Source organism: Candidatus Sodalis pierantonius str. SOPE (genome assembly GCF_000517405.1).
GTDB classification, from domain to species: domain Bacteria; phylum Pseudomonadota; class Gammaproteobacteria; order Enterobacterales; family Enterobacteriaceae; genus Sodalis_C; species Sodalis_C pierantonii.
Window position 1 is genome coordinate 3,142,478 of the sequence record NZ_CP006568.1, and the last position, 21,566, is coordinate 3,164,043.

Genomic DNA, 21,566 nt, shown 5'->3' on the forward strand with positions numbered 1-21,566 from the left:
TGGGTCGTTAGCTCAGTTGGTAGAGCAGTTGACTTTTAATCAATTGGTCGCAGGTTCGAATCCTGCACGACCCACCACTTTCCGTTTTCCCTTTCTCCGTTTGCCTGTTTGTAGTCTTTATCAATATTCATCGTCGTCTAACCTGTCGCGCCGCTGTCAAAGGCACGCTGCAAATACGCCCGTGCGTTCAGGTTGCTGTTCGCCGCCGCAGACGGCACGCTGCAAATACGGCTATGCAGCCAGGTTGTGATGCTGACTACCGCAGACGGCACGTCTCTGTGCCCCGTTCTCCTCTCGCTAGTCAAGACGCCGAAATGGCAACGCTATCTGTCATAGGCAACGAGTGATTAAGTTGCTTACGATTCAATAGCTCGTTACATTAGCTTCAGATTCCACAGCAGGCTAATCGGCGGGGTAATGCTGCTCGAGCCCTACAGCACAAATGTTAAGGTAAAAAATTGCACAGTATGTAATTGCTGGATAATAGATTACCCATAACCTTATGCCTATGGCATTGCTATAAAATCCTCCGGCGATAACTGATAATGTTATCCCCCCGGTAATATCACGTTTATCGATACAGCGATGGCTCAACTCCAGAGTAATGAATGCATTAATGGTAAATGCCCAATAATAAATGGCTATCGTCTCACTCAATCTATTGGTCGGCCAAGGAGTATTGAGAGGATAACATAATCAATAGCATTACTTTATATCAACGAATAAATAACTCACCCACGACGGAGCAGAATAAGGGAATGGATATCGTTGCTGGAAACAGCGTGCTTTAGGCCCAAAAGTAACCAAAAATGTAAGAATGACGCTCATAAACGTGGCGTCCATCCGAAACTTACCCCACTTCTAACCCATAGCAACACCGCCGCAACGCTTGAAATGTGTATCCCGTTCTAGAGGGCAAAGACATTTACTGTTGCGGCATTAATGCTATTGATAATTTTCTGAATTGACTCTCTCTTTCCCCAATTCAATTATCCAAGTATTTACCATTCTGTTTTCTTTATAAGATATCACCAGGCACACTTAATTGCTCAAAAAATCCGTGATAGGCTAATTTTTCAATGTTTTCAAAATAGCTGAAACCATTGAGGAAAGTAAAATGCATAGTGTTACCCAATTGAAATCAATTTATACGCTGACAAGACCTGATTGGTTAGATGCTGCTGGCATGAGTAAAGGGATTAACCACGATCACCAGCATTTAGGCATTATTCTCGCCGCCAATCAGACGCTTAGAGTGCGCCAGGTCGATGTAGCTTTCAGTAGCACGTTGACGCTACGATTATTAAACGACGGCAGAAAAACTGAGGCTAACTTCAGCGTCGGCCGTAACTGGGTAGAAGTTAGCGTCAGCGCGGTCTCAGTTCCTTTCAGGCTTTGTTGAATAAATCGAACTTTTAGGTTGACTGGCAGCTCTGATCACTACATTCGTTTCAACATCAGGTCCCCATGGCAAAGCAAAAGTTTAAAATCACCAATTGGCCCGCATACAACAATGCGCTCAGGCAGCGGGGGGACATGACAGTATGGCTTGATGAGTCTGCCATTGCTGCATGGACTGAGAGTACACCACCTGAACATCGTGGCCGGCCGCTTCACTACACCGATATGGCCATTACCACGGTTCTGATGATAAAGCGCGTGTTTAACCTTTCGCTCCGGGCGTTACAGGGTTTCGTTGACGCGATTTTTAAACTGATGGGGCTGTCGCTGCGCTGCCCAGATTACTCTCTGGTCAGCCGACGAGCAAAAACCGTCGACATCAGCATAAAAACGCCAACCCGCGGCGAAATCTCACACCTGGTCATCGATGGCACCGGCCTGAAAGTCTTCGGCGAAGGCGAATGGAAAGTCAGGCAGCATGGGGCTGAGAGGCGCAGAGTATGGCGCAAGTTTCATCTGGCAGTAGATAGCGCGACACATGAAATTATCTGTGCCGATTTATCGCTAAGTGGTACGACAGATGCGCAGGCGCTGCCCGGGCTGATTAACCAAACCCACCGGAAAATCAGGGAAGCGTCGGCTGACAGTGCTTACGATACGCGTTACTGTCATGATGCTCTGCTGAGGAAAAAAATAAAGCCGCTTATCCCACCGCGAAGTGGTGCGCAATATTGGCCAGCTCGATACCATGAGCGTAACCATGCGGTGGCAAATCAGCATCTGAGCGGCAATAACGATACCTGGAAAAAGAAAGTAGGTTATCACCGGCGTTCACTGGCTGAAACGGCCATGTTCCGGTTTAAAACACTTTTGGGTGGTCATCTGAGTCTGCATGACTATGACGCGCAGGTAGGTGAGGCAATGGCAATGGTTAAAGCACTTAACCGGATCACACTGTTAGGAATGCCAAACAGCGTCCGCATCATGTAACAATCGCCCTGATAGGGAGGAAGTCGTCACAAATTTCGGATTTATTCAACAAAGCGCGTTAACGATTAAAATCTCAGCAGGGATCCCACACAGCTATTTCTCCAGCGTATACGCTTCAATCGCTTATGAAGATGCTGACGGCAATAGCGTCTATCGCGAAGAGGTGATCGGCAACCAGAATCAGCAGGCGCGCTCAGTAGTGTTGCCCCTCTCCGGCTACGGTGGCGAGGTGATACGCCTGTTTCATGAGGAACCGGACGACCGTTTAATCATTACAAACGAGATACGGCACGTGCGGTTGGCCGAAATGGGCAAGCAACAACATTATCGCATCACCACCGTAGGATTGGAACGCATCGACAATTAACAAGGGTCTTGTTCGCCGGCCAATGTTGTCGCATTGATCCCTCTTGTTCAGTTCTTTTACGGCGCAGACGGCGCTGTCCAGACATGACTGGCGCCGGAGGCTTTGTCGGCGGCGTAGAAAGCGCCCGCCGCGCTAACGCAGGCGACAAACGCAAAGGTGTGAGCCTACGCTTCGCCGCTGCGCGTCGGCTTCCCTGCCCTCACCGCCAGAGATATACCGCGAAAGGGGTGACTTAAGGGCATAAAATACCGTCGCCCGGCAACGGGCGACGGCTTCACATTCAGGCGCCAGGCGGGAGGGATGCCGACGGCGTGCTCGCCAGGATGGCGAGAAGACGCTGGCGCCAGCCCCCTTAATGGCCGCCACCACCGCCTTGGGGACTGAACGGCGGTTTTGCCAACCAGATGACCAGGATCAGCGCGAAAAAGATCCAGCCCAACAGCGTAAAATAGTCCACGGTCAACAGCATATACGCCTGCCCTTCCACCAATTTGTCCAGCTGCGCCATCGTGCTTTGGCTATTACCCCCCAACCCCTCGATGTAGGACTGCGTCGCGGGGCTGTAGGCGGTAATATCCTCCGTCAAATGCGCGTGGTAGAATATCTCGCGCCGATGCCAAATCCAGGTGGTCAACGAGGACGCAAAACTGCCGCCCAGTACCCGCAAAAAAGTCGCCAGGCCGGAGCCTTCGGCAATATCCTTCGGCGGTAAACTGGAGAGCAGAATACTGGTGGTGGGCATAAAAAAACAGCGCCACCCCGATCCCCATGAAGCCTTGAATCATCGCGATATGATAGTAATCCACGTCGGTGGTGAAATCGGCACGCATGAAGCAGGAGATGCCAATCACCAAAACGATCCGCCCGCCAATAGCCGGAGGTCGAATTTATGCGCGTAGCGACCGACCAGCGGCGACAGAAACACCGGCAAAATACCGATGGGCGCCGCCGCCAGGCCGTCCCAGACCGGGGTGTAGCCAAGCTGGGTCTGTAGCCATTGCGGCAGCAGCAGGTTGATGCCAAAGAAACCGGAATAGCCCAGTACCAGCGCCAGCGTGCCAAACGAAAAGTTACGGTATTTAAACAGGCGGAGATCGATAATCGGATGTTTGTCGGTCAATTCCCAAATGACCAGCACCAGCAGCGCCAGGCCGACATAATCAATCGGCTGGGTCACCGTCGTCTCCGGCCGATCCTTGAGCTGCGCCAGCACTAACATGGCCGCGAATACGCCGATAGGCACGTTAATAAAGAAGATCCACGGCCAAGTATAATTATCGGTTATCCAGCAGCCGGCCAGCGGACCGACGATGGGCGCCACCACGGTGACCATCGCCAGGAGCGAGAGCGCCATCCCCCGCTTGGCGGCGGGATAAATGGACAGCAGCAGTGTTTGCGCCATGGGATAAAGCGGCCCGGCGAAGAAGCCCTGTAGCGCGCGGAAAATGACCAGCTGCGTCATATTTTGCGCGATACCGCACAAAAAGGAGGTGATGATAAACAGCAGCACCGAGGCCAAAAATAACTTGGCTTGCCCCATGCGCCGCGACATCCAGCCGGTCAGCGGCAGCGCGATGGAGTTGGACACCGCGAACGAGGTTATAACCCAAGTCCCCTGCTCCGAACTTACCCCCAGGTTGCCGGAAATCGTGGGCAACGCGACGTTGGCAATGGTCGTGTCCAACACTTGCATAAAGGTCGCCAGCGACAGGCCGATGGTGGCCAGCACCAGGCTGGGCGGACGAAAGCCTTGCTCACTCATGGCAACTCCGCATCACTGTTGACCTTGGTCGGCATCGCGTGCCTGGACGCCATTTTGATGAATGATGCGCGTCACCAGGCTATCCGCTTCACGCAGCTGATGTTCGTAGACGTCGGTATTGTATCGGGGTTTATCCAAAGGCCGCGGCGCCAGCACCGGTCCGTCCTGGTTGTGCATATCCACCGTCACGTTGGTGGACAAACCGACCCGCAGCGGATGGTGATCCAGATTGTCCGGATCCAAGCGGATACGTACCGACAGGCGCTGCACGATTTTGATCCAGTTGCCGCTGGCGTTCTGCGCCGGCAGCAGCGAGAAAGCGCTTCCGGTACCGACGCCCAAACTTTCCACTTTGCCGTGGTAAGTAATGTCGCCGCCGTACAGATCGGCGTTAATGTCCACCGGCTGACCAATACGCATCGACAGCAGCTGCGTTTCCTTGAAGTTGGCGTCGATCCACACATCATCCAGCGGCACCACGGCCATTAAGGCGGCGCCCGGCTGAACCCGGCTGCCCACCTGTACCGAGCGTTTGGCGACAAAACCGCTGACCGGTGCCACCAGCGTACTGCGGACATGGTTGAGATAGGCGCTGCGCAGCGAGGCGGCGGCATCTTTGACGTCCGGATGGGAGGCGATAGTGGTATCGTCCACCAGCGCGAAGGTCGTGTTCAACTGTTGCTGCGTCGACGTCAGCGAGGTTTCCGCCGAGGTCAGGGCATCACGGGCATGGGACAACTCCTCCTGCGAGATGGCGCCGTCGCGCGCCAGATTGGCGCGGCGCTGATAATCGGTACGCGCGCGCTGGAGTTCCACTTTACGCGCGGCGACCATCGCTTTGTAATTATCCACGTTGCTGTACATCCCGCGCACCTGGCGCACCACACGGGCCAGATTGGCCTCGGCGCTTTCCTGCGCCACGATGGTATCGCTGGGATCCAGACGCACCAGAAGTTGCCCTTGTTTGACGTAGTCGCCGTCATCAGCCGCGATAGTGGTCACGGTACCCGCCACCTGCGACGTAATTTGCACCAGGTTGCCGGTCACATAAGCGTCGTCGGTACTTTCGTAGAACCGGCCGTGCAGCCAGTAATACAGGCCAAAAGCGACCAGACAGATGACGACGACCGCCAGCAGGAGAAGCAGCATCATTTTGCGCTTGCCTTTATTGCGCGCCGGCGCAGCACCGGCGTTATCAGGCCTGGTGTTAGCCGCATTTTGTTGCGGAGTAGATTGCGATTCAGCCATAAAATGAGTTCTCAGTCTGTTTTAGTTATTCTGCGCCACGACAGGCGCGGCCGGGAGAGATGCGGGTGTTTGGAAACCGCCGCCGAGGGCCTGCATCAGCACAATGTCCGTATCGATGCGCTGGGCGTTGATACTGGCCAGATCGCGTTCGGCCTGAATCAGTTGCTGTTCCACGCTCAGCGCATCGAGATAGTTACCGATACCGGCGCTGTAGCGCTGCATGGCGTTGTCCCAGGACGCGGGCGCGATATCCCGCGCCCGCGTTTGCTGTTGCACTTGCGTTTCCAGCGACGCCAGGCGCGTAATAGCATCGCCGATATCGCCAAGGGCGCTGACCAGCGACTGGTTATATTGCGCGACCGCCAGATCGTAGTCGGCATTGCTGCCCGCCAGATCCGCGCGCAAGCGGCCGCCGTCAAAGATAGGCAGCGACAGCGCCGGTCCGATGGTAAAGAAGCGGCTGGGCGCGCCGAAAAACGCATCGCCCAACAGCGATTTTGGTTCCGGCCGCAGCGCTGAGATTCAAGTTGGGATAAAAGGCGGTTCGACTAACCTTGATATCCTTGGCGGCGGCTTCAACCCGCCAGCGGGCAGCGATCAGGTCTGGACGGCGGCCGAGCAGTTCCGCCGGTAGCGTTGCCGGCAGGCTCACCGCGGCCGGCGCAATCAACTGCGGACGCGGCAGGGTACGGGCGGCGTCGGGGCCTTGGCCCACCAGTACCGCCAGGCGGATTCCTGCGGCGGTCACCTGTTGACGCGCGGCGGTGAACCGGCGCTGCGCCAGCTCCAGCATGGTGTGGGTGCGGTTTAGATCCTGCTGCGCCAAATCCAGCATCGCGTGGGCTTCGCCGTAGTCGTTATAGGCGCGCGCCACATTGGCCGCCAGCGTCAGACGGGCCGACTGGCGATCTACTTCGCCGGCGTTGGCGCGCCCAACCGTCGCTTCCCAGGCGGCCCGCTGGCCGCCCCATAAATCAAAGGCGTAGTTAAAATCGGCGGATAAGGTTCTGACGGTGCCGTATTGCTTACCTTGACCGTTATAGTCATCCACGCGGGCGTTGCGGGCGCGCGTGATACCGGCGCTGGCGTCAGCCACCTGCAAATCGGGACTGTTCTGTAGCGCCCGACGGATCAGGGCGTCCAGGTTGCTGTCGCCCAGGCTGTTCCACCAATCGGCGGCCGGCCTTCGGTATGTAAACCGTAAGGCAAGGCGCAGCCCACCAGCATCATCGCGCTTAAGAGCGGTAATAGATGAATGCGCAACGGCATAGTGTTAGTAACTCCTTAAATACCGGCAGGATCCACCAGCTTGTTCAGCAGACGGGCAAATTCTTTAAACTCGGCGGGGGTAAGCGGCGCCATAAGATCATTTAGGGTGTGGGTAATAATCGACGGCAATTGCCAACAAAAAACGCGTCCGGTATCGGTCAAAGAAAGCCGCATTTGGCGGCGATCATCGGTGCAGCAGCGCACGCGCACAATCAAATTTTTGTTTTCCAGACGATCCAGCATGCGCGAGGTGGCGCCGCTGTCCAGGTTCATTCGGCGGCAAAGCTCCGCCGACGTTTCCAACCCTTCCCGATACATCAGCAGCATGACCTTGCACTGCGCCGCGGTAATGTCGTGGGGCAGCAACCAGGTTTCCAATAACCGATCTTTATCGCTATTGAGCCGGTGAATGTTGCGGCCCAGTTGAAAGACCTCTTCCAACTGCTCCGGCGCGAAGTGTTTCATCTTAATCCATGCCTAGGCAGCTATTCCGCGGGCAACTATAGCCTTATTAATTAAAGTAAACAATAGTCAGTTTTGTAACCAGGTATTTACGAAAACAGACAAAACTAGGCAAAACGGCCGCCTTTGCGCCGCCGCCGGCGAAAAAACGACGCCCGTCAAGGCTGTCAATGGCCAGGGCGCCCGTCCCTATGGGCGTCGCGCCTGTTCGGGGGTGGGTGACGCGGAACGCCTACCTGACGCTACTGGACGTTGGCATGAAAGCTGGGCACCTAATCGCGGGCTGGACCTTTGAACGCCCGCCCAATGCCTGACCGAACATTGGACGCGGTGATAGCGCCCGGCGAGCGGGTAGAATAGAGAAATTGAAGGGGAAGTATGCGTTAGCGCTTTTGCCATTGCATATGCAACAAAGGAAAGGAATTTCCTTGGGCATCCACCTCGGATCGGCCCGTCTGGACAAACCCATAATGCTGATAAAATCCTAGCGCCTGGTGGTTTTGTTCATTGACATCCAACGTCAGGTCGCCACTCAGAGCCACGGCATAGTCTAACAACCGTTGGCCGATACCGCCGCAGCGCGCCGCTGCCTCTATAAATAACATCTCGACGTGGTTATCCGATAAGCCAATGAAGCCACGGAGCCCGTGTTGCCCCTCCTCCGCCACCAGCGTGCGTAGCGCGTCGATATCCGTTTCGCGGAGGAAATGATGGCTAGCGCGGACGGAGCGCTCCCAAAGGGCCACCAACGGTGGGCTATCGGTAACAGTACGTGCTCTTATCGTTATCATGGCGTCACTCGGTAAGGTGTTAGCAAAAAATGCAAGATGCCCCAGTATCACCCGCCTCGCGTTTTGGCCACGGTGTTTTTACCACAGGCCAGTTCGGTCAAAACGGCAGGTTAACACAGGGCGCGCCCTCAATCGGCCTGTGGTGCTGAACATCGGCGACAGCGCTCCGGCGCTGCCGGCGTCAGCTAAGCCCCCTCACCGGGTCTCAAGCCCATCACATCGGCATGTCGCCTCGAAACCCGTTTACCGGCAGGTTTCCTGACTTAAAAACGCCTGCGTCAGTGCGCTAACGCGCGGCGCCGCTTGGACGCCGGAGGTGATAGCGCATCGTCACCATCAAGCATACGTGGCGTGCATCGCGGCAATACGACACATTAGTTGGTCGACGCGCGTCGTGGCAGTATGACATTTTACTTGGTCGACGTGCGTCGCGGCGATATGACATTTTACTTGGTCGATGCGTCTCGCAGCAGTACGACATGTTACGTTGTCCCTAACGGCGCGACGTTCTACTTTCGGCACCGGGCGCGGCGCGATAGCCGCTACGGTCGGGCTGCGCCGTATCGGCAGCGCGATATCGGCGCGGGTGCGCCAGGCATTGCCCGCGATGCCGCACCAAGCGCGCTGCAGCGGCAGGCGGTCTTGATACTGGTTGAGAATAAAAATTTCACCGGTGACTGTATTTTTCCACAGGCGGGTGGACAATGTAGCGCCGGGAGCCAGGGTGCCTAACTCTACCGAATACCAATGGGCGGTGGTCGCCTGGCAGGCCAGGAGGAGATGGGCCCTGATTGTTAACGGTTACAGAAAAAGCCTGTAGTCCGGCGTTGCCGCGGTGGTAATTTACCTTATCGCCAGCGCTGGCGGTGTGGGTCAGCAACAGCAGGCCGGACAGCAGTATTCCCCGCGCGTTCATCGACATCTCCGTCAAACAAGACGATTGGCGCCGGCAACGGCCGGCGGTGTACTGGATTAGGGCGTTATCATACGCTTTTTGAGGACAAACAATGAAGTTAACCGGTTGGAAAACCGGCGTGGGCACCCTCACGCTGACGTCGCTGCTGTACCAGGCGTGTTACGCCGCCGAAATTAACACCATCGCTATTTTGACGCCAGAGCCCGGCACGGATTACGGCTGGAATCAGCAAGGCATCAACGCGGCGCGTGAAGCGGGCAAAAAAGAGGGCGTTAAGGTGCTGGTCGCCGACAATCTTGGTTATGGCGATGTGCGCCCCACCCTGCGGGATCTCGCCTACGACGGCGCGCAGCTGTTTATCGCCCACGCCAGTGGCTATATCCAGGCAGCGCCGGAAATTGGCGCCCAGACCGGCATACCGGTTGCCATTACCGACAGCCCGTCCTCGTTGAAGGCCGGCCGCGTTGCCGATTATACCGTCAGCGGCCAAAAAGAGGCCTGGCTGGCGGGCACCCTGGCGGCCAAAATGTCGCGCAGCGGCACGCTCGGCATCGTCGTGTCCGGCGAGCCGCCGGCCTGGAACGCCCAAGCCGCGGCTTTTGTGCTCTGCGCCCGTGCGGCGCGCCCCGCGATTAAGATCCGCTATGCGGTTATTGGTCCTGCCGCCTATAGCGATGCCGCCGGCGGTAAACGAGTCACCGCGTCGGTGATCGCCGCCGGCACCGACGTTATTTTCGGCGAGGGCAACGGTTCAAGCTTCGGCATGCTGCAGGCGGTGGAAACCACGCCCGCCCAGGACGGCGGTAAAGTCTGGTTTATCGACGTCATCGGCGACAAATCCCCCATCGACAAAGGGCACCTTCTGAGCTCGGTGCTATGGAATCTGACGCCAGTCTATACCGCCATGATAAAGGGTCTGAAAAATAACCAATTCGGTAGCCATAGCTACCAGACCTCGCTGGCCAACGGCGCGATAGGGCTCCTGAAAATACCGCATATTCCTGATGATATCTGGGCGCAGGTCCAGGCGGTGCACGATCGGATTATCAGCGGCGAGATCACCGTGCCGGCGGATTATGACGCCAGTACGCTGCATGCGCTGCTGGCCGGTCAATAGCGGCATGGCCGATGCTAACTCCGCCGACACCGGCGGCGCTCTCCCTACCGGCGCGGGCAACGCTATCCCCGCCGACACAGACGATGCTCTCCCCGCCGGCGCGCCCCTGGTCAGGCTGCACGCGGTCACCAAGACGTTTCCCGGCATCATCGCCAATAATGCTATCAGCCTGGCGCTGTGGCCCGGCGAATTGCATGTGCTGCTGGAGGAAAACGGTGTGGGTAAATCGACGCTGGTGGCGCTGCTGTCCGGCATGCTGCGACCCGATAGCGGCCGCATCGAGGTGGCCGGCGCGGCAGATAGATTCACCCCGCCAGGCTCTGGCCCTCGGCATCGGCACGGTGTACCAGCACCCGATACTGGTGCCGACATTGACGCTAACGGAAAATCTGACGCTGGGCGATGCCTGGTGGCGCCCCCCGCCCGGCGGCGCTACGCGGCCGCTATTGCTCGCCTGGGCGCCAGTTTCGGCGTAACGGTGGCCCCCTGCGTGCCGGTGAGCACGCTATCGTTGGGCGAGCAGCAGCAGGCGGAAATTCTGCGCGCGGTGCTGCGCGGCAGCCGGGTGCTGATCCTCGACGAGCCGACCGCCCTGCTCACGCCGCAAGACGCCGAGCGGCTGGGCCTGCTGATGCGCCGTCTGGTGGCGCAGGGTCTGGCGGTGGTGTTTATCACCCATAAGCTCAATGAAGCTTTAGCCTGGGGCGACCGCCTCAGTGTCCTACGGCGCGGCCGCAAGGCGGGGGAAATTCCGCCGGCGCGCCTGCAGGCCCTTTCCCCACAGATGGCCAGAGGGAAAGTGCTAGAGTGGATGTTTCATCCTACCGGCGAGGACGCTCCCCCGCTCGCAGACGCTACGTCGGTATCACTCCCGGACGACGGCGAGCAGGCCCCCGCGCAGACGACGCCGGAACGGTTCCACGGGATAACCGGTGCAACGCCGCTGTTGGTGGCGCAGCACCTGTCAGTGGCGGATCCGCGCGTTCCGTTGCGCGACATCACTTTTAGCGTTGCCGGCGGCGAGATCCTGGCTATCGCCGGAATCGACGGCAATGGCCAAACGCAACTGGCGGAAGCCCTGGCGGGATAGCGCGCGCTAAGCGCCGGGCAGATCTGGCTGGCGGAGCAGTCGCTGCACGACTGTAGCGTGCGCGAGCGACGTCGGCGTAGGTTGAGCTACATCACCGATGACCGGCTGGGCGAAGGCACGGTTGGCGCATTCCCGATGGCGGAAAATCTCTTGCTCAAGCAGATAGGCGCCCCCCCTTTCTGGCGCGGCGGCATACTCCGCCCGGCACGCATCAATGCCTTTGCCCGCCGGCGTATCCGCGCGTTCGATATCCGTCCCCCCGACCCCGGTACCCTTATCGATACGCTGTTCGGCGGAAATAGGCAAAAAGTTCTGCTGGCGCGCGAGCTCAACGACCGCGCCCGAGCGGTGATTTTTGCCAAACCCACCTATGGCCTTGATTTGCATAACAGCTTGGCCATCCGTGAACGCATACGCCAGACCGCGGCGCAGGGGGTAGCGGTAGTGCTTATTTCCACCGATCTCGACGAGCTGCTGGCCTTGGCCCATCGCGTAGCGGTCCTGCGCCGGGGACAGATCGTGGGCATGGTCGAAAATGATACCGATGCCCGTCGGCGCATCGGCATGTTGATAAGAGGAGAAGCGCAATGAGAGACCCTTCCCCCCGCCGCAACGGCACCGCCGCCGGGTTAAGGCGCTTATGCCTGGAAACGGGATTTACTTTGCTACCGATCGGATTAGCGCTTTTGATGGCCGGTCTGCTGCTTTGGCTGATGGGCGTCGACCCTCTGTCCTACTATGGCTTTATCCTACGTAAAGGGTTGCTGGCCCCTTCTGGGTGGCAGGCTTCGCTGACTCGCATGGGGCCGCTGCTGCTGATCGCCGCCAGCCTGATGGTGGCGTTCAGCGCCGGTTTGTGGAACCTCGGCGGCGACGGGCAGTTTATGCTAGGCGCCGTATTTGCGTCGGCCATCGCGCCGGCGCTGTTGTCCCATGGCGTTCCCCTAGGCATCACCCTGTTTTTAGCGCTGTTGGCCGGGGCGCTGGCCGGAGTGCTGTGGGGTCTGCTGCCGGTGGCGCTGAAAATCTGGCGCAACATTAACGAAATCATTACTAGCCTGATGATGTCTTTTCTCGGCGTTTCGCTGGCTAATGTGCTGGTCAAGCTACTGCTGGCGGATCCGGCCACCACCGTGCCACAAACCCGCAATCTTCCCTGGGAACAACGGCTGCCGATGCTGTTCGGCGGTCCGGTTTCCAGCGGCCTTTTGCTCAGTCTGCTGGCGGTATTATTGACGCACGCTGTGATAAACCATACTGCGTTCGGCCTGCGTATACGGGTGATGGGCGCCAACCCGCGCGCGGCGATACATGCCGGACTGCCGGTCGGCGCGCTGACGCTTGCGGTGTTCGCGCTGTCCGCCGGGCTGGCGGGGCTGGCGGAAGCGGTTGAAATCATCGGGATACAGGGCAACGTGCGCGCCGATTGGAATCCGGCCTATAGCCTGGTCGTCGTGCCGCTGGTGTTTCTCGCGCAATTCAACGGCTTTGGCAGTATCGCCCTGGTATTCGTTTTCTCGGTGCTTTCCATCGGCAGCGAAAGCGCGGCGCGGCGGATGGGCGTCCCCAACCATTTCACCTTGTTGACCGTAGCGCTGCTGTTGATCGTGCCGGGATTGACCCGTCTGGCGGTCGCCAGGCTGCGGCAGGCGCTGCGCCATCGCGCGCTGCGTAATACCACACAGGGCGGCGCTTAGCGTCGGCGAAGGAGAATACATGAAAGGGTTAACCAGCGGTTTTGTCACGTCCTTACTGATGGGGGCCATCGTCGCCGACATCCCGCTGTTGCTGGCGGGGCTGGGTGAGCAACTGTCGGAAAAGGCCGGCGTGCTGAATATCGGTTTGGAAGGAATGATGCTGGCCGGCGCCTGGTTAGGATTCTTGGTGGCCTGGCGCCATGATTCCATGGCGATGGGCTTATGGGCCGGCGCCGCAGGCGGGATGGTGGCGGCGGCGCTAATGGCGGATCTGTGCCTGTGGCTGCGGCTCAATCAGATAGTCATCGGTATCGCCCTGACCCTTGGCGCCGAGGGAGCCACCGCGCTGCTACAGCAAATGGCTTTCAGCCATAGCTATCCCCGTTTGGGCGGCGTCGACACCCTCAGCGTGCCGTGGCTTGCTAATCTGTCGGTTTTCGGCAAAGCCCTGTTCGTGCAGCCGCTGGTCGTCTATTTGGCCGTGGGATGCGTGCCGCTACTGGCCTGGCTTTATCGCGCCAGCAACGCCGGACTGGCGCTACAGACGGCAGGCGATAAGCCCGGCGCGCTGGCCGGGCTGGGCGGCGCCTACATGGCGCAGATCGGCGCCGGTATCTTCGTGCCGTTCATGACCCAGGGCAACGGTTTTATCGCTATTGTACTGGCAATGCTGGCGCGCGGCCGCCCGCTGTGGGTGTTGGCGGGCGCGCTACTGTTCGGGACGTGCCTGTCGCTGACCACCGCGCTACAGGTGCTGGGGGTGAATCTCCCTACCGATGTCATTCAGATGCTGCCCTTCATCACCGTGATGCTGGTGCTCGTCGTTTTCGGGCGCCGGGCGGTTCTACCTGCCGCGTTGGGCACCCTCTGGACCCGGGGAGCGCGTTAACGGCATCAGATATTCGCGCACGAGGGACGTTGACGACACGCATCAGGCATTCGCGCGCAGGACGTGAATGGCGCGCATCAGATATCCGCCCTGGGCCGTTAACGGCATCAGGCTTCCGCACGCGAGGGACGTTATCGGCGCGCGGAGTCTCAACGCGAGGTCCAGTGACGGCACGCCAGCATCGGCGGCCGAGGTGCGCGGCCAAGGAGAAACCCTCCCGGCGCGTCCGCCAGCCCAGCGCCATGGGCGCGGCGCGGTGCCCTCACACCCCCCGCCACCGCCGCCTGAGACGGCTTTTAACGCTGTTTTAGCGGCGTGATGAGGCTATCCAACCCTTCTATCTTTATCGCCAGCACCAGACTCATGAGCTGGCCCAGCCGCCCTTCCGGAAATTCCCCTTTGCGGGCAAACCAGAGCAGGTAAGGGTCGGGCAGATCGATAAGCATCCGCCCCTGATATTTGCCAAACGGCATCGCGGTATTGGCAATGGCCACCAGATCCTCTTTTTCCATTTTCGCCCCCTTGCGCGTCGGGTTAGTCCCCCAAAAGACGCATCATTTCCGCCTCATCCATGATCGGAATATTTAACTGCTGAGCCTTGGACAGTTTAGAACCGGCCGCCTCCCCCGCGATCAGCAGATCGGTCTTGGCGGAAACGCTGCCGCTGACCCGAGCGCCGAGGGCTACGAGCCGATCTTTGGCCTTATCCCGCGACAGGGTGCTGAGCGATCCGGTCAGCACAATGGTCTTACCGGCAAACGGGTTATCCCCCGCCGCGACGGATGCGGCCACAGGCGCCGGCCAATGGATGCCTATCGTCGGGCTCAGCAACTCTCTAATGACCTCAAGATTATGGCTTTCCTCGAAAAAGTGGCGCACGTGGGTTGCCACAATCTTGCCGATGTCCTGCACCCCAGTCAGCGAGTCAATATCTGCGGCTGTCAGCGCGTCCAGCGTACCATAAGCGGCAGCCAGATTTGCCGCCGTCGCCTCGCCCACCTCGCGGATCCCGAGCGCGTAGAGAAAACGCGCGAAGGTGGTCTGTTTGGCGTTCTCCAGCGCTTCCAGCAAATTTTGCGCCGATTTCAGCCCCATTCGCTCGAGCCGGGTCAGGTTCTCTTTCGTCAGTCGGAACAAATCGGCCGGCGTTTTCACCAGCTCACGCTCCACCAGTTGATCGATAATCTTATCCCCCATGCCGTCGATGTCCATCGCCCGACGAGAAACGAAATGTTTCAGCGCTTCCTTTCGTTGCGCGGCACAGACCAGGCCCGCGGTGCAGCGTAACACCGCCTCGCCCTCAACGCGCTCCACATCCGAGCCGCAGACCGGGCAATGGGACGGAAACGCCACCGGCCGCGCATCCTCAGGCCGTTCGGAGGCGACAACACCGACGATCTGCGGGATGACATCGCCGGCGCGGCGGATAATCACCGTATCGCCAATCATCAGTCCCAGCCGCTCGACCTCATCGGCGTTGTGCAGAGTGGCATTGCTGACCATGGCGCCAAACACCAGCACCGTCTCAAGCCGCGCCACCGGAGTGATGGCACCGGTACGTCCCACCTGGAACTCCACGTCCCGCACCCGGGTTAACTGCTCCTGGGCCGGAAACTTATAGGCGATGGCCCAGCGCGGCGCGCGGGCGACAAACCCCAAGCGCTGCTGTAGAGCCAGCGAATCCACTTTAATAACCACGCCATCGATATCAAAGCCGAGCGTCGCGCGCGCCTCGTGCACCTGTTGATAGAACGCCCGCACCGCGGCGCTGCCGGTGCAGCGGCGGACGCGATCGCTGACCGGTACGCCCCAGGCTTTAAACTGCTGCAACCGCTCCCAATGACTTTCCGGCAGCGCGCCGTCTTCCAGCAGGCCGACGCCGTAACAATAAAACGTCAGCGGCCGCTTGGCGGTGATGGCGGGATCCAGTTGGCGCAAGGAGCCGGCGGCGGCGTTGCGCGGATTGGCGAAAACTTTGCCCCCTTCCCGTTTGGCGGTTTCATTCAGCCGCTGAAAGCCCGCTTCCGACATAAACACTTCGCCGCGGATCTCCAGCAGACGCGGCAGGTCGCCGTTATCTTTTAAACGCAGCGGAATGGTGCGAATGGTGCGCACATTGGCGGTGATATCCTCGCCGGTGGTGCCGTCGCCGCGGGTGGCGGCCCGCACCAGCTCGCCGTTTTCATACAACAGGCTAACCGCCAGACCGTCCAGTTTGAGTTCGCAGCAGTAGGTCATATCGTCATCGCGCTTAATCCTGTCCCGCACCCGTTTGTCGAACGCCAAGAAACCGGGCTCTTCAAAAACGTTATCCAGCGAAAGCATCGGCACTTCATGGCGCACTTGGCCGAAGCTATTCTGCGCCTGCCCACCAACGCGCTGGCTGGGAGAATCGGCGGTCAGCAGGTCCGGCCGTTTAGCCTCCAGCTCACGCAGTTCCGCCATGACCCGGTCATATTCGCTATCGGGCACTTCAGGGGCGGATTCCACGTAATAGAGGTATTCCCAATGTCGCAACTGCTCACGCAGCCGCAGGATCTGTTGTTCTATCTGTTCCATGATGCACCATCAGCAGCAAAAACCCCCGCAAGCGGGGGCTGAGGAGTAACGCTATTTTAGCAGTAACCGGCCGGATAAGCGTAGCCGCAGACGGCGGGCGCGGACGACACGCCATCGCGGGGCCGGCTCGCCACGGCAGGCAAGCGCAGATCACCCGCCGCCTGACGCTCGGGCTTAACCAGAGAACGGCAGGCGCGGGTGACGCCTCTTAGACCGATCGAGGTACACCGGCGGCGCGCCGGATCACTTACGCGTTCAGGCGCCGGCGTTGGCGTCCAGCACCTGGCGAATGCGCGCTTTGTAATCGTCCAGTTTTTGCGGGGTCATCATGCGTCGCTCGTCGTCAAGCACGCCGCCGCCGCAATCATCGGCGATACGCTGGGCGGATTGCAACATCAGTTTGAAGTTCTGATGGGCATCGCCATAGGAAGGCACCATCATGAACATGGAGATACCGGGGGTGGTGAAGTCAGCCATATCATCAGGATTGAAAGAACCGGGCTTGACCATATTGGCCAGGCTGAACAGCACCGGCCCGCTGCCGGCGGGATTGAGATGGCGGTGGAAAATATTCATTTCGCCGAACTGAAAACCGGCCTGAAGTACGCTTTGCAGCAATTCCTCGCCGCCTAACACCGTCCCGTTGTGAGCGGCGACATGGAGCACCAGCACCGTTTCTTTTTCCCGCACCGGCGACGGCTGCGCCGCGTCCACGTCTACAGGGTCAAGCGCGGCGGACGGCGCCGACGGGCGGTATTCATCCTGCGGCGCCGCGGCGCGAGCGGCGGCGGGCAGTAGCGGGTCGTCGTCATATTCCGCATCGTCGCCCGGCGCGGCCTGTGTGTGTGCGGGCATTGCGGGCTCGGCGGCGCGGATTTGCGGGTGTTCGCGGTGGGGTCTGGCGGCGCCAGGAGCGGACTGCCCGAAACCTTCATCCAGCAGAGGATCGACATCATCATCCCGTTGACCCTCACCGGCGTGGGCGCGGCGCGCGGCGGGACGTGAGAACGGCGCGTCGTCGTCGATGCGACCGACATCCGCGCCGTCGTGGTGGCGAACGTGCGTGACGCGAACTTCGCCCACCCCCTCATCCCGCTCAGACAGCGGCGGCTCGTCCTGATCCTGACGTTCTTGTTTCAGTCGTTTGACCGGGCGATCGCGAAAAACCGCAGAGCGCTCTTTACGGCTGGTCCAAAGACCATGTAAAAGTAACGCTATAATCGCGACCGCACCCACGACGATTAATATCAGACGCAAATCCTGCATCATTGCCATCTCAGCTGTTCTAAATTCATTGCACATTGCCATAGCGGCAAACATTTACTCTCTTAACTGTATTTGCCTGCATAGACAAGTGCAAGTCTACAGGGTACTTTCTGGCAAAAAGAGTTTGGCAAGTTATTTTTTTGCTGCTTTTCAGACAAAATGGGGCTTTGTTGAATAAATCGAACTTTTAGGTGACTGGCGGCTCTGATCACTACATTCGTTTCAACATCAGGTCCCCATGGCAAAGCAAAAGTTTAAAATCACCAACTGGCCCGCATATAACAATGCGCTCAGGCAGCGGGGGGACCTGACAGTATGGCTTGATGAGTCAGCCATTGCTGCATGGACTGAGAGTACACCACCTGAACATCGTGGCCGGCCGCTTCACTACACCGATATGGCCATTACCACGGTTTTGATGATAAAGCGCGTGTTTAACCTTTCGCTCCGGGCGTTACAGGGTTTCGTTGACTCGATTTTTAAACTGATGGGGCTGTCGCTGCGCTGCCCAGATTACTCTCTGGTCAGCCGGCGAGCAAAAACCGTCGACATCAGCATAAAAACGCCAACCCGCGGCGAAATCTCACACCTGGTCATCGATGGCACCGGCCTGAAAGTCTTCGGCGAAGGCGAATGGAAAGTCAGGCAGCATGGGGCTGAGAGGCGCAGAGTATGGCGCAAGCTTCATCTGGCAGTAGATAGCGTGACACATGAAATTATCTGTGCCGATTTATCGCTAAGCGGTACGACAGATGCGCAGGCGCTGCCCGGGCTGATTAACCAAACCCACCGGAAAATCAGGGAAGCGTCGGCTGACAGTGCTTACGATACGCGTTACTGTCATGATGCTCTGCTGAGGAAAAAAATAAAGCCGCTTATCCCACCGCGAAGTGGTGCGCAATATTGGCCAGCTCGATACCATGAGCGTAACCATGCGGTGGCAAATCAGCATCTGAACGGCAATAACGATACCTGGAAAAAGAAAGTAGGTTATCACCGGCGTTCACTGGCTGAAACGGCCATGTTCTGGTTTAAAACACTTCTGGGTGGTCATCTGAGTCTGCATGACTATGACGCGCAGGTAGGTGAGGCAATGGCAATGGTTAAAGCACTTAACCGGATCACACTGTTAGGAATGCCAACCAGCGTCCGCATCATGTAACAATCGCCCTGATAGGGAGGAAGTCGTCACAAATTTCGGATTTATTCAACAAAGCGACAAAATGGGCCAAGCGGCAGCCATAAACCCTTAAAACCAGGGTTACACCCTTATCTATTCGGACAAAAATGGCACAAAACGACATGCAAAACGAGATAACTTCCCGCAGCGGCGTGCATTATTTTTTCGCCGGCTGGCGTTTAATCATGCTACCCGGAATTAAACGCTACGTCCTGCTACCGCTATTGGTCAATATCGCGCTGTTGGGCGGCGCTTTTTGGTGGCTGTATCGCCAGCTCAGCGTCTGGATACCGCAATTGATGAGCTACGTGCCCCATTGGCTGCACTGGCTTAATTACCTCCTCTGGCCTTTATGCGTACTGGCAGTACCGCTGGTGTTCGGTTATTTCTTCAGTACCGTGGCCAATGTGATTGCCGCGCCGTTCAACGAGCTGTTGGCCGAACGGCTGGAATCGCGCCTGACGGGCCATGTCGCCCCGGACAGCGGCCTGGTGGCTTTGATGCGCGATACGCCGCGCATGTTGCACCGCGAATTTGTGAAGCTGTGCTACTACCTACCCCGAGCGCTGATATTACTGGCCCTCCATTTTATTCCCGCCATCGGCCAAACGCTGGTCCCGGTGCTGTGGTTCCTCTTCAGCGCCTGGATGCTGGCAATTCAATACTGCGATTATCCGTTTGATAATCACAAGGTCCCCTTTCCGGCGATGCGCGCCGCACTGCGCCGTCACAAGGTCGCGAATCTGCAGTTTGGGGCGCTGGTGAGCCTGTTTACCCTGATACCGGTGGTAAATCTGGTGATTTTGCCGGTGGCGGTATGTGGCGCCACGGCGATGTGGGTAGACAACTATCGCACCGGCCATACTTTATCCGGTTCTTAAAAACTTATGTCTTAATAAAAGATACCAATACTCAATATAAGTCAATGTAATTTATTAATTTTTTATGAATACCACCTTCATTAAGATAAGCAAAATGAAAAAGTAAATCATCAGTAAAAACAACTAATTAAAAATAGTTTTGCAGAAGGGTTTTCTCTTGACTTGAGCCTGTTTAGAAATTTGTGTATTTGCCTGATTTTGATATGTTCAATCCAACATCAAAAACAGGTTAATTTATGGACGAAAAACAGTTGCAGGCTCTGGCTAACGAACTGGTCAAAAATCTCAAAACCCCTGAAGATCTCAGTCACTTCGATCGGCTGCTGAAAAAAATTAGCGTCGAAGCAGCTCTCAATGCCGAAATGACCCATCACCTCGGCTACGATAAAAATCAGCCTAAACCGGGGACCAACGCCCGCAACGGCTATTCCACAAAAACCGTTACCACTGGCGATGGCCCACTGGCGCTGCGTACTCCGCGCGATCGTGACGGTTCCTTTGAACCGCAACTGGTGAAGAAGAACCAGACCCGGATTACCGGGATGGATAACCAGATTTTATCGTTGTACGCCAAAGGGATGACCACCCGCGAGATCGCCGCCGCGTTCAAAGAGCTGTATGACGCCGATGTCTCGCCGGCGCTGGTCTCAAAGGTCACCGATGCGGTCATGGAGCAGGTTGTCGAATGGCAAAACCGGCCTCTGGATGCAGTCTATCCCATTGTTTATCTTGACTGTATCGTTCTAAAAGTCCGGCAGGACAGCCGCATCATCAACAAATCTGTGTTCCTGGCGCTGGGCATCTGCAGATTCCGACGTATCCGATCAGCTGTTCCGGCGACATCCGATCAGTTATTCCGATATTTTCCGATCACCCATTCCAGTGATATTCGATCACGTGTTCGCTCATCTTCTGACTCGGGTTTAGTCTATTTTTCCTGTGCTGGCTACTCCTTGCTCTTTGCGTAGTGATTCGCCTTTAAGTTCCAGTCTATAGCTGGGGTGTACTGACCGATCGAGTAACGCGTCAGCTGTCGTGGGGTTTTCTATCAGTCCATACCATTTTTTCACCGGCAGTTGACTGATCAGGATGCTGCTGCTTTTGTCGTAGCGATCTTCCATCACCTCCAACAGCATCGTTGCCTGCATCGGACTTATTGATTCTAGGCCCACATCGTCCAAGATCAGTAACTCTATTTTTTCTAACTGCTTAAGCTGTTTTAGATAGGTCCCGTCTACCTGACACTGGTGAAGATGGGCCAGCAACCGACCCACTCGCCAGTAACGCACGCTATATTGCTGCCGGCATGCCTGCTCACTAAGCGCACAACTGAGCCAGGTTTTGCCCGTACCTGTCGGCCCCGTGATGAGTATGCTTTTTTGATATTTCAGATATTGTCCCCCTAGCAGATCTCGCATCTGTTCCGGTGTCACTCCTAGGCTAGGGATATAGCGGATATCTTCCGGTTTTGCCTGCAAGCGCATTTACGATTGCCGTCGAAGACGGCATATGTGGTTGTTTTTTTTATGCAAATTTTCCGCTTCTACCATCAGCGACAACCGCTCCTCGAACCCCAGCTCCCCATAACTCCCCGGAAGTTCGCGTTGCGTCTCCAACGCTTGGACCATTGCCGACAACTTCAGCTCTCGCAGAGCCATTAACAGTGTATCCATATTTATTC

General features: G+C 57.6%; 19 protein-coding genes, 1 tRNA gene and 3 pseudogenes. 12 read left to right on the forward strand and 11 right to left on the reverse strand.

Translation table 11 applies throughout. The features are described from left to right. The first annotated feature begins 1 nt into the window (after position 1). The 4 genes from SOPEG_RS15810 to SOPEG_RS26535 all read left to right on the forward strand — a co-directional run bounded on the left by SOPEG_RS15810 (position 2) and on the right by SOPEG_RS26535 (position 2,758). Positions 2-77 (forward strand) — tRNA-Lys (locus SOPEG_RS15810). Positions 78-1,117: 1,040 nt separating this feature from the next. Further along, the gene (locus SOPEG_RS15815; protein WP_025246067.1) at positions 1,118-1,402 is read left to right on the forward strand and encodes a hypothetical protein; all 285 of its coding nucleotides are present in this window, start codon (positions 1,118-1,120) and stop codon (positions 1,400-1,402) included. A gap of 65 nt (positions 1,403-1,467) precedes the next feature. Next, positions 1,468-2,391, forward strand: a complete 924-nt coding sequence (locus tag SOPEG_RS15820) for an IS5-like element ISSoEn1 family transposase (RefSeq protein ID WP_025246068.1) — start codon at positions 1,468-1,470, stop codon at positions 2,389-2,391. A 43-nt stretch (positions 2,392-2,434) separates the two neighbouring features. Further along, positions 2,435-2,758, forward strand: a complete 324-nt coding sequence (locus SOPEG_RS26535; RefSeq protein WP_081743029.1) for a putative mucin/carbohydrate-binding domain-containing protein — start codon at positions 2,435-2,437, stop codon at positions 2,756-2,758. A gap of 352 nt (positions 2,759-3,110) precedes the next feature. Here SOPEG_RS26535 and SOPEG_RS15830 read toward each other — a convergent pair. From SOPEG_RS15830 to SOPEG_RS27740, 7 genes and pseudogenes are all read right to left on the reverse strand, one after another. Next, positions 3,111-4,520 (reverse strand): annotated as a pseudogene (locus tag SOPEG_RS15830) (DHA2 family efflux MFS transporter permease subunit). A gap of 12 nt (positions 4,521-4,532) precedes the next feature. Continuing rightward, entirely contained in the window at positions 4,533-5,672 is a 1,140-nt protein-coding gene (locus SOPEG_RS15835) for an HlyD/EmrA/EmrK family protein (protein ID WP_200867894.1), read from the reverse strand. A gap of 117 nt (positions 5,673-5,789) precedes the next feature. Further along, positions 5,790-6,257 (reverse strand): TolC family protein, encoded by a 468-nt coding sequence (locus SOPEG_RS29845; RefSeq protein WP_236851509.1) that lies wholly within the window; start codon positions 6,255-6,257, stop codon positions 5,790-5,792. Further along, positions 6,184-6,864, reverse strand: coding sequence for a TolC family protein (locus SOPEG_RS29850; RefSeq protein WP_236851824.1), 681 nt, complete (start codon positions 6,862-6,864; stop codon positions 6,184-6,186). Before SOPEG_RS29850 ends, SOPEG_RS29845 begins: the two co-directional genes overlap by 74 nt. A 188-nt stretch (positions 6,865-7,052) precedes the next feature. Next, positions 7,053-7,415 (reverse strand): MarR family winged helix-turn-helix transcriptional regulator, encoded by a 363-nt coding sequence (locus SOPEG_RS15845; RefSeq protein WP_200867818.1) that lies wholly within the window; start codon positions 7,413-7,415, stop codon positions 7,053-7,055. 467 nt (positions 7,416-7,882) lie between these two features. After that, entirely contained in the window at positions 7,883-8,290 is a 408-nt protein-coding gene (locus SOPEG_RS15850; RefSeq protein WP_025246071.1) for a GNAT family N-acetyltransferase, read from the reverse strand. A 336-nt stretch (positions 8,291-8,626) separates the two neighbouring features. Next, positions 8,627-8,995, reverse strand: a complete 369-nt coding sequence (locus SOPEG_RS27740; protein ID WP_148297106.1) for a hypothetical protein — start codon at positions 8,993-8,995, stop codon at positions 8,627-8,629. 302 nt (positions 8,996-9,297) lie between these two features. Between SOPEG_RS27740 and SOPEG_RS15860 the strand changes: the two genes are divergently transcribed. The 5 genes from SOPEG_RS15860 (at position 9,298) to SOPEG_RS15875 (ending at position 13,999) form a co-directional block, all read left to right on the forward strand. Continuing rightward, a complete protein-coding gene (locus SOPEG_RS15860; RefSeq protein ID WP_025246073.1) occupies positions 9,298-10,323 on the forward strand; it encodes a putative B6 ABC transporter substrate-binding protein in 1,026 nt (341 codons plus the stop codon). Positions 10,324-10,327: 4 nt separating this feature from the next. Beyond that, a complete protein-coding gene (locus SOPEG_RS25070) occupies positions 10,328-11,413 on the forward strand; it encodes an ATP-binding cassette domain-containing protein (RefSeq protein WP_158382432.1) in 1,086 nt (361 codons plus the stop codon). An 81-nt stretch (positions 11,414-11,494) separates the two neighbouring features. Further along, the gene (locus tag SOPEG_RS25075; protein ID WP_071882218.1) at positions 11,495-12,004 is read left to right on the forward strand and encodes an ATP-binding cassette domain-containing protein; all 510 of its coding nucleotides are present in this window, start codon (positions 11,495-11,497) and stop codon (positions 12,002-12,004) included. Beyond that, positions 12,001-13,110, forward strand: a complete 1,110-nt coding sequence (locus SOPEG_RS15870; RefSeq protein ID WP_025246074.1) for a putative B6 ABC transporter permease subunit 2 — start codon at positions 12,001-12,003, stop codon at positions 13,108-13,110. Before SOPEG_RS25075 ends, SOPEG_RS15870 begins: the two co-directional genes overlap by 4 nt. Before the next feature lie 19 nt (positions 13,111-13,129). Next, positions 13,130-13,999: an ABC transporter permease gene (locus SOPEG_RS15875; RefSeq protein WP_025246075.1), complete on the forward strand. Its 870-nt coding sequence runs from the start codon at positions 13,130-13,132 to the stop codon at positions 13,997-13,999. Between the two features lie 296 nt (positions 14,000-14,295). On the opposite strand, the gene SOPEG_RS15880 is transcribed toward SOPEG_RS15875, so the two are convergent. The 3 genes from SOPEG_RS15880 to zipA form a co-directional block, all read right to left on the reverse strand. Next, complete coding sequence (locus SOPEG_RS15880; protein WP_025246076.1) at positions 14,296-14,511, reverse strand: DUF3820 family protein; 216 nt, start codon at positions 14,509-14,511, stop codon at positions 14,296-14,298. A gap of 22 nt (positions 14,512-14,533) precedes the next feature. Next, positions 14,534-16,558 carry an NAD-dependent DNA ligase LigA gene (gene ligA / locus SOPEG_RS15885; RefSeq protein ID WP_025246077.1) on the reverse strand — a complete coding sequence of 675 codons (2,025 nt, stop codon included), beginning with the start codon at positions 16,556-16,558 and terminating at the stop codon, positions 14,534-14,536. Positions 16,559-16,813: 255 nt separating this feature from the next. Next, entirely contained in the window at positions 16,814-17,827 is a 1,014-nt protein-coding gene (gene zipA, locus SOPEG_RS15890) for a cell division protein ZipA (RefSeq protein WP_025246078.1), read from the reverse strand. A gap of 235 nt (positions 17,828-18,062) precedes the next feature. Between zipA and SOPEG_RS15895 the strand changes: the two genes are divergently transcribed. The 3 genes and pseudogenes from SOPEG_RS15895 to SOPEG_RS15905 all read left to right on the forward strand — a co-directional run. Further along, positions 18,063-18,986 (forward strand): IS5 family transposase, encoded by a 924-nt coding sequence (locus tag SOPEG_RS15895; RefSeq protein WP_025246079.1) that lies wholly within the window; start codon positions 18,063-18,065, stop codon positions 18,984-18,986. A gap of 125 nt (positions 18,987-19,111) precedes the next feature. Next, positions 19,112-19,885, forward strand: coding sequence for a sulfate transporter CysZ (cysZ, locus tag SOPEG_RS15900; protein ID WP_051419812.1), 774 nt, complete (start codon positions 19,112-19,114; stop codon positions 19,883-19,885). A gap of 236 nt (positions 19,886-20,121) precedes the next feature. After that, positions 20,122-20,688 (forward strand): annotated as a pseudogene (locus SOPEG_RS15905) (IS256-like element ISSoEn2 family transposase); the annotation flags it as partial. Positions 20,689-20,808: 120 nt separating this feature from the next. Here SOPEG_RS15905 and istB read toward each other — a convergent pair. After that, positions 20,809-21,558, reverse strand: a pseudogene (gene istB, locus SOPEG_RS15910) (IS21-like element ISSoEn3 family helper ATPase IstB). Between the last annotated feature and the right edge of the window lie 8 nt (positions 21,559-21,566).

Bases quoted from the DNA above. Each gene is read 5' to 3' on its own strand.
- SOPEG_RS15815 (WP_025246067.1), top strand. From the start codon at position 1,118: ATGCATAGTGTTACCCAATTGAAATCAATTTATACGCTGACAAGACCT.
- SOPEG_RS15820 (WP_025246068.1), top strand. From the start codon at position 1,468: ATGGCAAAGCAAAAGTTTAAAATCACCAATTGGCCCGCATACAACAAT.
- SOPEG_RS15835 (WP_200867894.1), bottom strand. From the start codon at position 5,672: ATGATGCTGCTTCTCCTGCTGGCGGTCGTCGTCATCTGTCTGGTCGCT.
- SOPEG_RS15850 (WP_025246071.1), bottom strand. From the start codon at position 8,290: ATGATAACGATAAGAGCACGTACTGTTACCGATAGCCCACCGTTGGTG.
- SOPEG_RS15860 (WP_025246073.1), top strand. From the start codon at position 9,298: ATGAAGTTAACCGGTTGGAAAACCGGCGTGGGCACCCTCACGCTGACG.
- SOPEG_RS25070 (WP_158382432.1), top strand. From the start codon at position 10,328: ATGGCCGATGCTAACTCCGCCGACACCGGCGGCGCTCTCCCTACCGGC.
- SOPEG_RS15870 (WP_025246074.1), top strand. From the start codon at position 12,001: ATGAGAGACCCTTCCCCCCGCCGCAACGGCACCGCCGCCGGGTTAAGG.
- SOPEG_RS15875 (WP_025246075.1), top strand. From the start codon at position 13,130: ATGAAAGGGTTAACCAGCGGTTTTGTCACGTCCTTACTGATGGGGGCC.
- SOPEG_RS15880 (WP_025246076.1), bottom strand. From the start codon at position 14,511: ATGGAAAAAGAGGATCTGGTGGCCATTGCCAATACCGCGATGCCGTTT.
- ligA (WP_025246077.1), bottom strand. From the start codon at position 16,558: ATGGAACAGATAGAACAACAGATCCTGCGGCTGCGTGAGCAGTTGCGA.
- zipA (WP_025246078.1), bottom strand. From the start codon at position 17,827: ATGATGCAGGATTTGCGTCTGATATTAATCGTCGTGGGTGCGGTCGCG.
- SOPEG_RS15895 (WP_025246079.1), top strand. From the start codon at position 18,063: ATGGCAAAGCAAAAGTTTAAAATCACCAACTGGCCCGCATATAACAAT.
- cysZ (WP_051419812.1), top strand. From the start codon at position 19,112: ATGGCACAAAACGACATGCAAAACGAGATAACTTCCCGCAGCGGCGTG.